Source organism: Magnetococcales bacterium (assembly GCA_015231925.1).
Taxonomy (GTDB): Bacteria; Pseudomonadota; Magnetococcia; order Magnetococcales; family JADGAQ01; genus JADGAQ01.
In genome coordinates, this window is the sequence record JADGAQ010000004.1 from 1 (window position 1) to 11,445 (window position 11,445).

General features: G+C 57.4%; 9 protein-coding genes. 6 read left to right on the top strand and 3 right to left on the bottom strand.

All coding sequences use genetic code 11. From position 1 onward, the window contains the following. The coding region (locus tag HQL56_00920; GenBank protein MBF0308076.1) for a hypothetical protein at positions 1-362 on the top strand (362 nt) is incomplete at its 5' end. Between the two features lie 279 nt (positions 363-641). Here the strand turns inward: HQL56_00920 and HQL56_00925 are convergent. The 3 genes from HQL56_00925 to HQL56_00935 form a co-directional block, all read right to left on the bottom strand. Further along, positions 642-1,283 (bottom strand): OmpA family protein, encoded by a 642-nt coding sequence (locus HQL56_00925; GenBank protein MBF0308077.1) that lies wholly within the window; start codon positions 1,281-1,283, stop codon positions 642-644. Between the two features lie 712 nt (positions 1,284-1,995). Beyond that, the gene (locus tag HQL56_00930; protein MBF0308078.1) at positions 1,996-2,550 is read right to left on the bottom strand and encodes a hypothetical protein; all 555 of its coding nucleotides are present in this window, start codon (positions 2,548-2,550) and stop codon (positions 1,996-1,998) included. Between the two features lie 80 nt (positions 2,551-2,630). Continuing rightward, positions 2,631-3,719, bottom strand: coding sequence for a hypothetical protein (locus HQL56_00935; GenBank protein ID MBF0308079.1), 1,089 nt, complete (start codon positions 3,717-3,719; stop codon positions 2,631-2,633). A gap of 323 nt (positions 3,720-4,042) precedes the next feature. Here HQL56_00935 and HQL56_00940 point away from each other — a divergent pair, with 323 nt between their 5' ends. The 5 genes from HQL56_00940 to HQL56_00960 all read left to right on the top strand — a co-directional run bounded on the left by HQL56_00940 (position 4,043) and on the right by HQL56_00960 (position 11,362). Continuing rightward, positions 4,043-4,552, top strand: coding sequence for an ankyrin repeat domain-containing protein (locus HQL56_00940; protein ID MBF0308080.1), 510 nt, complete (start codon positions 4,043-4,045; stop codon positions 4,550-4,552). Positions 4,553-5,057: 505 nt separating this feature from the next. After that, positions 5,058-6,788, top strand: coding sequence for a sigma 54-interacting transcriptional regulator (locus tag HQL56_00945; GenBank protein ID MBF0308081.1), 1,731 nt, complete (start codon positions 5,058-5,060; stop codon positions 6,786-6,788). A 390-nt stretch (positions 6,789-7,178) separates the two neighbouring features. Further along, positions 7,179-7,475 (top strand): STAS domain-containing protein, encoded by a 297-nt coding sequence (locus tag HQL56_00950; protein ID MBF0308082.1) that lies wholly within the window; start codon positions 7,179-7,181, stop codon positions 7,473-7,475. Positions 7,476-7,560: 85 nt separating this feature from the next. Further along, positions 7,561-9,360 carry a hypothetical protein gene (locus tag HQL56_00955; protein MBF0308083.1) on the top strand — a complete coding sequence of 600 codons (1,800 nt, stop codon included), beginning with the start codon at positions 7,561-7,563 and terminating at the stop codon, positions 9,358-9,360. Positions 9,361-10,198: 838 nt separating this feature from the next. Continuing rightward, a complete protein-coding gene (locus HQL56_00960; GenBank protein ID MBF0308084.1) occupies positions 10,199-11,362 on the top strand; it encodes a tyrosine-type recombinase/integrase in 1,164 nt (387 codons plus the stop codon). Positions 11,363-11,445: the final 83 nt, after the last annotated feature.

Below are 11,445 nucleotides of genomic sequence, written 5' to 3' on the forward strand. Positions count from 1 at the left end.
ATCTTTCCGACCGGCTGGACAACGTAACCTGGTCAAACAACCATCTGGCGCTGGTTCTGGAACCCGAACTGGAAGAGTGGCTCTGGCACAGCCAACAGGCAATTCTGACCCATCTGGATATTCAACAAACCGAGATGAACCAATGGCTCCTGGACTGGGCTAAGGGAAAGCCGTTGCAACAGCTTCTGCAGCAACAGCCCAAGGAAGCCTTTGAGCAGGTTGTTTCCCGCAAGAAAGACCGAAAACCACAACCTCGCGACTTTGAAAAAATCGCATCGAAAGCCAGCCTGGTAGCCTGGAGGAACAGCGCAAGTTTCCACAAACTGGTGACGACGTTACAGAGTTGGTTTCCGGCAGAGTAGAGGCAACGTCCCAGGGGTGCCCCCTGGACCCCATGGGGTGGGGAAATCAAAAGAGGAAAAGAACAGGAAAAGTCCCAGGGGTGCCCCCTGGACCCCACGGGGTGGGGAAATCAAAAGAGGAAAAGAACAGGAAAAGTCCCAGGGGTGCCCCCTGGACCCCTTGAAGGGGGGAAGGACAAGGGAAAAAAGGAAAAGTCCCAGGGCGCTGCCCTGGACCCGCCGGGGGGGATAATCCCCCCCGGACCCCGGTATTTATTCAAGTCAAAAGCAAACCAACACCTACCTCCTCTTCGGCGCCAACTCCACCCGCCGATTATTGGCCCGCCCCTTCTTGCTCTTGTTATCATCCACCGGCTTCTTCTCACCATACCCCGTATTCAACAACCGACCCCGATCCACACCCTTCTTCACCAAATAATCCGTCACCGCACGCGCCCGACGCTCCGACAAACCCTGATTATACTTGTCCGAACCCCTGGCGTCCGTATGCCCATTCACATCCAATACAATGTGCGGATTCTCCAACAACGCCTTGGCAACCCCATCCAAATTCGCCTTGTCCAACTTGCGAATCTGCGCCTTGTTGAAATCAAAATGTACCGGATCAATCACCCAACACCCCTCGGCATCCAACTTGACACCCTTGGGCGGCGGCGAACCCGGACACTGAACCTTGACCGGCTCCGGCGCAACAGCCACCGCCGGCATAACATCCGCTACCACCGGCGCCGCATCAACCTCTACATCCTTCCCCGACCCGAAATAAGTCTGAGTACCCACCACCGAAATGGCCTTCACATCCCTGTGAGGATGCCACTGCTTCCAACCATTGTCCCCATCCCAAGGAACATCCACCGCACCGGCAGACCCGCAAAACAACCCGACAACACCGACCATCAACAGGGATCGTATACTTCTCATGGCCAACTCCTCGCAAAACGACAACAGGAGACCCGATATCCTCACAATAAACCAAATCCACAGGGTAACTCTGGCATACTACCCGAAAACCACCCCAAATGCCAAGCCAAAGTCTACCCCACCTCCGATCAGTCCCCCCTCCGACAGGAAAACGAACGAATATCCTCCATGCTGACAATCTTCTCAGAAGGACACGGTTCGTAGAGCAACTCGAAGAGCCAAAGTTCCGACCCACTGGACCAATAAAGAAATACAAGCCCGACAACCAACATAATATTTCGATAGTTCAAATTTTTTATCAACAATCCAAGACACCATATAGAGAAAATCTTTGCCAAATACACCACACTTGAAAAATAATAGTGCCTTGGAGTCCAGTACCACCATAAACCGCCAAACTCACATTCGAGGTTATATCCGAATGGCAACTCCTTTCTCCCAGTGTCAAAGTAAATTATTTCGTGAGCAATCAGAGAAATATACAACCAATAAAATATACCTAGCACTACAAATACAACTGCTGAAGTTCCGGCTTTATCACCATATTTAGAATCCGTCATTGGTATCCTCAAACCTCAATCTGGAACGATCAACTTATCCAAATCGTCCCAAGCGTTCCAAGCGCCCCAAGCGTTCCTCATCCCCCTCCGCAAATGACTTTCAAACCTCAGCACCAAGCAAACCAAGCCCACCCCGGAACCGGGCCATTTGACTAATCACCCGCCTTGCCTTTAGCGCCTTCCGGTTTCACCAAGGAGCCTGAATTTCTGCCAACCTTGGGAGGTGTGCCGTTTTCCCCTCCCCACTTGTAGCGGTGCAGTCGGGGCAACGTGCCGTCGTCTTCATAGCCTCCGGGACAGTCCAAGGAGCGTACATCTTCCATAGTTTTGATTCGTTCGTTCGGACAAGGCTGGTGGAGCTGTTCATACAACCATAATTCACTAGCAGACCCGACAAAATCGCCCCATATATAATAGACACAAAATACCCCGATTCGCACAATATTCGACCTTACCATCAGGGTAATACACACAGCCAGAAGGCCTTCCAGTGTATGCAGCAGCACCATAAAGTAGTGCTGTTTCGGCCCTGATTCAGACCAATAGTACACATATGGACCTTCTGCGCCATAAGGATATAAGCGCAGCCAGTCATTGTATAATAAAAGACAACGAATATTCACAATATGAATTGCAACATACACAATCAGCCATTTTGTAAATATTTTCGTAGACGGAGTCGCGTTGTTTTCTGCTAGTTGTCCCATAGATCCACCTATTTAATTGGAAAAGGTTATCGGAGTGATGAAGAATAATCCGAATATTCCTCATCACTCCTGAGCCTCTATTAGTACTTCACATGGAGATTTATATCCCTGCCGTGTCCTTTGAACCACTCCGAAAAATCTTCCATATTGTTCGTCAGGTCAACACAGCCAGCCGACCCGGGGAACCAGCCCCCATGGATGGAAAAGCCTCCTCGACCTTTGATATCGGTTTGTTCATCGGGCTCCAGCCAGACTCTTTGTTTGCCCCAACCGACAACCCCGGACGAATAACTTCCGATTTTTTCTCCTGAGCCGAATCTGTTAACCACCTTCTGTACTGCATGGTTTCCCCACGCCTCGGCCAGCTTCTCCGGGCTATCCAGTTCCTGCAAATTGGCTTGCTGGACCTTCCACGCTCCTTCGGGAATCGGACCCTTGCTTTTGTCTCCCTGATGCTCCTTGCTTTGGAAGCCCTTCTTTCCGGACACCCCTCCCCAATACTTCTGCATCTTGCCGTCGTTCCAGTAGGTGAGGTGTTTCCCGTCGAAGATCAACTTCTCCTCGCCCGAGGTCAAATCGGGGGGAAGGTGGCTCATGTCCGGGGGATCGAGACGTTTGGGGTGGTGGACCACGCCCTCCAACTGCCCCCGACTGCCGGACAGGTAGTCCCAACCGTCGATACCCACACCCTTTTCCGACGGGTCCGCAGCCGACGTCGGTAACGTCTCGTCCTGCCACGGCATTTGCCGCCAATAGCCCCAATCCCGACTCCCCAGGGGAACCTCTCCCGGAGTGGGCGTGGTTCCGGATGACGGAGGCGTGGTGGTTTGACCTGCCGCCCCCGTTCCCGTCGCGCCATCGGTTCCCGGACTCCCCGCTTCACCCTCCGCAAAGGCCATGGCCCCACCCGAATCTCCCCTCCGAGCCGCACTGCCCGGCAATACCCCCCTTTCCGGCCCCATGAAAAAGACCACCGAGGCCTCCACTAAACTCTGCAACGAGGGATCGCCTCCATCATTCTTGCGACGATAGAAATTGTCAAGATAGTGCGCCCTTCGTTGCACAAAGCGATCTTTGGCCTTCTGCTCCGCCTGGACTACGGCATTCTGACGACGCGCCGCCTCCATTGCCTGACGAACATCCTCTTCCAACTCTTCACGGTAATTCATCACTCAGTCCTCTTTCAGGGTTTTTTACATGATTTGTTTACGCACCTACTGCCAATATTTTCCATTACCACGCGCCATTCTCTTTTTCAATAATTTCCTTTGTGAACTTTTTGTCGGTAACTTTGGTTACACGAAGGCGGCGCCAAAGCCCTTCTTTTAGGGAGCGGCAATTTTTTCCCACGCCCCGGCACCTTCTTCCCGCCAAAGCTCGCGAATAATCAACGCCTTTATTGGACATCTATCTGTTATTACATGATTTATCATTCTGGCACGTTTCTCGCTTTATTTCGTTGCGACATCACTCGGTTTTCAGGAGACGTTTCATGGCCATCGCCGCCACTTCCAAAAAATCGGCCACCCCCTGGTGGTCCCTCGACGGAACAACCCGCAAAACCCGACTGCCCGCCCCCCGTGCCCGAGGCTCCTGGCTGCTCAAGTCCGCCGGATACCTGCTGCTGATTCCCGGACTGCTCCTCTCCAGCTTCGCCGAACATGTCCCCATGGCCCCTCAAATCAGCATCGCCCTGCCGGTGCCCGCCATCCCCGTCAAACCCGGCCTGGAGATCACTGAACTCAGCCGCTCCCCGGATCTCGCCCCCCTGCTGGTGGACGAATCCCGCGATTTCGACAAAGCCGATCTGCATGGCCGCACCCCCCTGATGTGGGCCGCCAGCAACGGACACGTCGAAATGGCCAAAAAACTCATCGAAGCCGGCGCCGATATCCATAAAAAGGATCAATGGGGCCAAACCGCCCTCTCCCTGGCTTCACAAAATAACCATCGCGCCATCGTCAATCTGCTCTTCGAAGCCGAAAACTTCACGCCGGGTTGACTCCCCCTCCACCCGGCACTCGGGATCCGGGGTGGCTCGCCCTGCCCCGGCCCCCCGCCATGACCTTCTGTTTCCCTTTGTTTCACTTTGTGACACACTCTGTCTGACACACTTTTGTATCAGTGACACACCTTTTGCCTGTATTTTCACCATACAACAGTAACAATTCTGAAGCGTTTTCCTTTAAATTCAGTATGTTATAAATTTTTGTCGGCATTTTGACTACTTGGCCCGCAGAGTGCAATATATTTAACCAAGCCTGGACGCCTGACTCCGCAAAATGACCGTCCCCCCGGTTAGTCCAGGTAAAGCGAGTGCGGAGTTCCTCCTTTCTGTTTGGTGTCGTTTCCGGATCGGGGTTCATAAGGCCCCCCTCCTTCCCTCCCCGCCGGGAACGACACCTCCTCCTTTCGTTCCTGGTTTTTCAAATCATCCTCCTTCATACTTCCAAGCCGCGAGCACTTCGGTGCCGCGGCTCTCCTTTCCTTTCTCGCGTGGGGACACCGTGGGGCAACGCATTCTTGTCGTCGATGACGAGCAGGCCTTACGCCTGTTGCTCAAGCATATCCTGGAGCCGCTGGGTTATACCGTTCAGGTGGCCGGTGACTTCCGCGAGGCCTTGCGCTCCCTCGAAACGGCCAGTTTCGATCTTATTCTGACCGACATCAAATTCGGCCCGCCCAACGGCATCGATCTGCTGCGGGAGTTGCGTCGCCGCAAGGATCGGGCCTACGTCATCCTCATCACCGGTTATCCCGACGTGGAGACCTCGCAGGAGGCGGTGCGCCTCGGCGCCTTCGATTACCTGGTCAAGCCGGTGGAGCAGAACACGCTGCTGCACGCGGTGCGCACCGCCCTCTCCCACAAGGAGATGCGCGACGCCAAGGAACGGGCCACCCGGCATCTCGAAGCCATTTTCCGCAGTGTTCACGACGGCATCATCACCCTCGACGAGCAGGGCCGACTGCTCTCTTTCAACGAAGCCGCCACCCGCCTGTGTGGCCTGACCCCCGATTCGCTGGGCAAACCCTTCCTGCCCAACCACGACCGCTGCCATTTCCCCTGTCAGAAGGCCATTCACGACCTGCGCGAGGCGCGTTCCCCGACACCTGCCCACCGCATCTCCTGTCACGCCGAGGGGCGTCCGCTGCAGATCGTCGAGTTGACTTCCACTCCGCTTCTCGATGAAGAGGGGCGTTTGTCGGGCTCGGTGATCGTGGTCAAGGATGTCTCCCGACTGGCGATACTGGAGAAGCATCTCGACATGCGGCACCGTTTTCACCGCCTGGTGGGGGCCAGCCGCCCCATGCACCGGGTGTTCAATCTCATCGAAAGCCTGGCCAACGTCGATACCACCGTGCTGATCACCGGCGAGACCGGCACCGGCAAGGAGCTGGTGGCCGAGGCCATCCACAGCCAGGGCTCCCGCGCCAAATTCCCCCTGGTCAAGGTCAACTGCGCCGGACTGCCCGAAACACTGCTGGAGAGCGAGCTGTTCGGTCACGTCAAGGGCTCTTTCACCGGGGCCATTCGCGACAAACCGGGGCGCTTCGAGCTGACCGGCAAGGGCACCATCTTTCTGGACGAGATCGGCGACATCTCCTTGCGCATGCAGATCGGCCTGTTGCGGGTGCTGCAGGAGCGGGAGTGCGAACGGGTGGGCGGGGAGCAGACCATCAAAGTGGAGGCACGGGTGGTGGCGGCCACCAATCAGGATTTGCGTCGCAAGGTGGAGGAAGGCACCTTCCGCCAGGATCTCTATTACCGGCTCAAGGTGGTGGAAGTTCCCCTGCCCCCGTTACGGGAGCGGCGCGAGGACATTCCCCTGCTGCTGGACCATTTTCTCGATATTTTCAACAACCGTTTCGAGAAGAAGATCACCGGCTTCACCCAGCGGGTATTGAAGATCCTCATGGAACACGCCTGGCCCGGCAACGTGCGGGAGCTGGAGCATGTGGTGGAACATGCCTTCGTGGTGTGTCAGCAGGAGGTGATCGACGTCGAGGATCTGCCACCGGAGATTCGGGGGGAGGTGGCCTTTCCCACCCCGGCCCGAACGGAGGTGGTGGAAGACACGGAGCGAAACCGCATCCTGCGCATGCTCAAAGAGAGCGGCTGGAACAAGGCGCGGGCCGCGCATCTGTTGAACATGAGCCGCAGCACGCTTTATCGCCGCATGCATGCCCTGGAAATACCCGACGAACCCGATTTCGGCTATCTGAAAAACCGGGGCTGACCCGGTTTCCTCCGGACTCTCTTCAGTCATACGGGGGTTCGGGGGGGACTCTCCCGGGGCGGAGCCCGGGACTCTTGCCTTTGCGGTCGATGCGGTCCGCCGAACGGTGTCGGATTCCGAAAACCGGACATCCTGATTTTCGCCCGCAAGATCCGACAGCCGCCAGCGCTATTTTCCCGCCTCCGGATGCTGTACAAGCCGGAAACACCTCTGCAGCAATCACGCTTTTCCTTGGATAACAAACGGCTCTGCATACGCTACACGGCTGCGGAAGCTCTTTTTTATGCAAAGCCGCCGCGAAGAAGCTATACTTCCCCCACCCGGCACCGGAACCATTGTCTCGTCACCTTCCTCACCAGGTCCGGAAACGGGGGCGGAAAGGGCAACACCATGATCGAAACCGAAGAATCCAACAACTGGGTAAAGATACGCTTGCCGGCGGAATTCAATTTCAAACTGCATCGGGAGTTTCGCGAGTCTTACATTCATCGTCCCCCCGGCTTGTGTTATGAAATCGATTTCAAGGCAGTCACCACCCTCGACAGCGCCGCCATGGGCATGCTACTTCTAATGAGAAAGCAGTGCGGTGACGAGGATGCTATAATTCATCTCGTTAACGGCAGCAGCAAAATCGTTCAATTGCTTAAGCTGTCTAAATTCGACCTGTTTTTCACAATACCCCAGTAGTAAATGGTTATTATCGAACACCCTGGTTTCAACGGGAGCGTGATGAGGCTGTCTGTCGGTTGATGGCCGCAAAGGAACAGGATCCATGTCAGCGGAAGCCATACCCGATCTTGAAACATTCGTTCAAGAGTCCCGCCAGCGGCTCTCCGCCGCGGAGAGTGATCGGCTGCGCCTGGAAGAACCCGGCGAAGCAACCCCTGTTCAGGAACTCGAACGCCTGTTGCAGATGGTTCGCGCCATTCGCAGCGGCGCCGCATCGCTGGAGCTGAACCCGATTCTCGCCGCGAGCCAGCTTCTGGAGATTCTTCTGAACCGGATGCGGGACCACACTCTCTCCCTCCAGGGGGAGAGCCTCTCCTGCCTTCACGTCGGGATGACCACCCTGCGACGCCTTTTCGAAGAGCCGGGACTTGACCTCCCGGTCGACGAGGAGCTGGAGGCGATTCGATCCCTGTTGGAAAGCCCCGTTCCGCCGCTCCGCTTCGACCTGCAACGCTATCCCCGCGCGGTAGCCGACGCCGTGCGCCATGGACTCTCCCTGTACATTCTGGAAATCCACCTGCGCGGCGATGGATCGGCCAAAAAACAACAGTTCGATCAGCTCAAGGGGACGCTTCAGGGCGTCGGCAAGCTGATCGCCTCTCAGCCGGACCTCGACAGCGACTTCGAACTGGGCAGTTACTTCCAGGGCAAACAGGTCGCTCTGCTGGTCGCCACGCTCATGCGAAAAGATCGGTTGGCGGGAGTGACCCAACTGCCCGTGGAGCTGATCGAGTCGTTACCGCTACCGGAACCGGCTCCGACCGAGACGCCCCTCCCACGAAATGACGCCCGCGTTCCTTCCTGGCAGGTGGAGGAGACGCCCACCTTGACCTTCGCCCCCGAAAACCTGCCGGAAACCCTCATCACCCACGCCCGCGCCGATACCGATACCCATGCCCAGGCCGCCCGGGAACGTATCGAGGCGCAACGGCAACAGGCCTATTTCGCCGAACTGGAAAGACAGCGCCGCGTGCGGGAAGAACATGCCCGCGAAGCCGAACAAAAAGCCCTGCTGAGGGCCAAACAGCAAAAACGCCTGCTGCTGCTGTCCGGAGCCGGCTGCCTCGTTATCGGGCTGATACTGGGCCTCTGGCTCTTCGATCCCGGTCCCGCCGGAAAGGGGCAAACCCTTGTCGCCGAGACCCCGGCCCCAAGCTCCCCGCCCACGGAAGCCACCCCGCCTCCGCCGCCGAGCCGCGCCGTGGCCGGGACCACTCCCCCCGATGCCGCACCACCCGCCGATCCGGTTGCGCCCGCCGCGCCGACGGTCGCTCCCGATCCGCCCCGAACCACGACGGACACCGAACCGAAGCTCTTCGTCCTTCAAACGGAGACCCCCGCCACACCCGAGCCGACAAGCGCCAAACCGGTGGCAATCACCCCCGGCGGCGAGCCTTCACTTGCCTTTCCGGGGGCTTTCGCCAATCGGTTCAGCGCCATGAACCGTCTGCTCGATAGCGCCTACCGCACCCTGACCCCTCCGAAAAATCAGCCCAAAGGTCATCTGAGCTTTCAACGCGACCCCGACGGCAACGTTCTCTTCTCCATGGCCAGCCTGATGCACCATACCGCCTCCCGCCCCGGCGACGCTTTCACCATCACCCCCGAAAGCATTTCCGAATTGAGACTCATTTTCCAGATTGATCCCAACCAGGCTTACATGTTCGAATTCGATGCCGAGGGTCGTCTGACCGTACCCAAAGCCTTCTGGGAGCCCTTCGCCCGGATCAGCCGCAAGGCCGTCACCGTCAGCCGGGTGGTGGGCAAGGGAGCGGATGGACGACACGTCCGGGATCTGTTGGCCATTTCCATCCCCTCCATCGTCAAACAGATTGATCGCTAGGGCGTGTTGACATTTGCCGGATTTTGGTTCCTGGCAAGGCGCAAGACGGTGAGGAAGCGGAGTGTAGCTCGCCTACATGAGCATTCCGAACCGGATTGCAACGCGGCCAGGGGCCGAAAGATGGTGAATGTCAACACGCCCTAGAGCCCGTTCTCACCCATATTCAGCCAAAGGAAGTCACAGACAGGACTGAGGAGGGTAGCCTTTCTCAACGGGTAGCGGCTGGTTCGGAAAACTCGGGACCGGATGGATGCGGGAATCCGGCGGCGCATTCTTCATGCCGCCGATGCTCTTGCGCAAAATCCCCGCCATCCAGGAGTCGTGAAACTGGAGGGATCAGCCAATGTGCGACGCATACGGGTTGGCGATTACCGCATCAGAGGGCCATCGTGCCCCCTTTTTTTGTGCCTGGAAGGACGAAGTACCGGACCATTCAGAACGCGACGGAGGACCACCACCAGGGAAGGAGTTCTCCCCCTGACGGGGCGTCATCGCGGCAGGGGAATCCCGATTGCCGGAACCCTGAATCCCCCTAATTGATTGCGGTGTGATTGCTGGACGAAAAAGGGGTTAGGCCGAATATGACCTAACCCCTTTATTTTATGGTGAGCCGTTTGGGTTTCGAACCCAAGACCTACAGATTAAAAGTCAGCCGTATTGCGGCAAAAATAGGGCAAAATCGGGCATTTTTGCCGTTTTTTGCCCCGATTTTGCCCTTTACACGCCAAAAAAACCCGCCAAAATACCCGCACTTTGAAAAATTCATAGACCCGAAACATAACCCCAGAAAAATCCCAGACTCACAGACTGGGCCGGCTGATTTTCGACGGAGGACAGTATGGCGGCCATCAAAGCATCTTTCACCGCGTCTCTTCTTGACCGCATCCAGCCCCCAGAATCGGGGCGCGTGGTCTACATGGACACCAAGGCCCCCGGACTGCAACTGCGGGTGACGACCAACGGGGTCAAAACGTTTTCCTGGTACCGATGGGTCAACGGCGCTCCGGAGCGGTTCACTCTTGGGCGCTGGCCGGAAATGACGATTGACGCTGCCCGCCAGCATGTCGCCCGTCTGAATCACGCCAAGGTGGAAGGGGTCAATCCCGCAGCGGCTCGCCGTGCCAGGAAAAAGGAGATGACCTTCGGCGAGCTTTTTGCGGTCTACCTGGAACGATGGGCAAAGCCACGAAAAAAAAGCTGGAAAGGGGATGAAGACAACTTCCGACTCCACCTCTCGGAGCTGGCCACCATCCCACTCTCAAAAGTCAATCGCCCGGTAATTTCCACAATCCATTCCCGCGTCGGGGTCGAACACCCCACCACGGCCAACCGCGTGCTGGCGCTGGTCTCCACCGTCTTCGGGCGGGCCAAAGAGTGGGGGCTCTGGGAGGGGGATAACCCGTGCGAGGGGGTGAGGCGGTATCCAGAAAAATCCCGCGACCGGTTCTTTTCGGAGGAGGAGCTTGCCCGTTTTATGGGGGCCTTGCAGGACGAGCCGCCCCAGATGCGAGCTTACTTCCTGTTGGCCCTCCTGACCGGGGCGCGGCGTCGGGATGTCTTTCAGGCGCGATGGGAAGAAATAGACCTGGCGCGGGCCGTCTGGCGCATCCCGGATCCGAAGAACGGAACCCCTCTGACCATTCCCCTGGTGAATGCCGCCGTGGAGCTTCTCCAGGGGTTGGAAAGGGTTGAAACCGTGCCATGGATCTTCCCCTCCCCCCGATCCGCTACCGGCCACCTGGTGGAGCCTCGCAAGGCCTGGGAGCGCATCCTTGAGCGGGCCGGGATCGAGAACGCCCGCATCCACGATTTGCGGCGGTCTCTTGGCTCGCACATGGCCATCACCGGGGCATCCATGGCCATCATCGGCAAAACCCTGGGGCACAAGTCGCAGACGGCAACGGCGGTCTATGCGCGACTGTCGCTTGACCCGGTGCGGGCGGCGCTGGAGAAGGCGACGGATGCGATGATGGGGAAAGGAAAATCCAACCCGGAAAACTGAGCTGAGGATGTCACGGATGTTGCGTTGCGGATGTCACGGATGTTGCGTTGCGGATGTCACGGATGTTGCGTTGCGGATGTCAC

Excerpts from the sequence above, each read along its gene's own strand:
- HQL56_00955 (MBF0308083.1), top strand. The coding sequence starts at position 7,561 with ATGTCAGCGGAAGCCATACCCGATCTTGAAACATTCGTTCAAGAGTCC.
- HQL56_00930 (MBF0308078.1), bottom strand. The coding sequence starts at position 2,550 with ATGGGACAACTAGCAGAAAACAACGCGACTCCGTCTACGAAAATATTT.
- HQL56_00935 (MBF0308079.1), bottom strand. The coding sequence starts at position 3,719 with ATGAATTACCGTGAAGAGTTGGAAGAGGATGTTCGTCAGGCAATGGAG.
- HQL56_00950 (MBF0308082.1), top strand. The coding sequence starts at position 7,179 with ATGATCGAAACCGAAGAATCCAACAACTGGGTAAAGATACGCTTGCCG.
- HQL56_00940 (MBF0308080.1), top strand. The coding sequence starts at position 4,043 with ATGGCCATCGCCGCCACTTCCAAAAAATCGGCCACCCCCTGGTGGTCC.
- HQL56_00925 (MBF0308077.1), bottom strand. The coding sequence starts at position 1,283 with ATGAGAAGTATACGATCCCTGTTGATGGTCGGTGTTGTCGGGTTGTTT.
- HQL56_00960 (MBF0308084.1), top strand. The coding sequence starts at position 10,199 with ATGGCGGCCATCAAAGCATCTTTCACCGCGTCTCTTCTTGACCGCATC.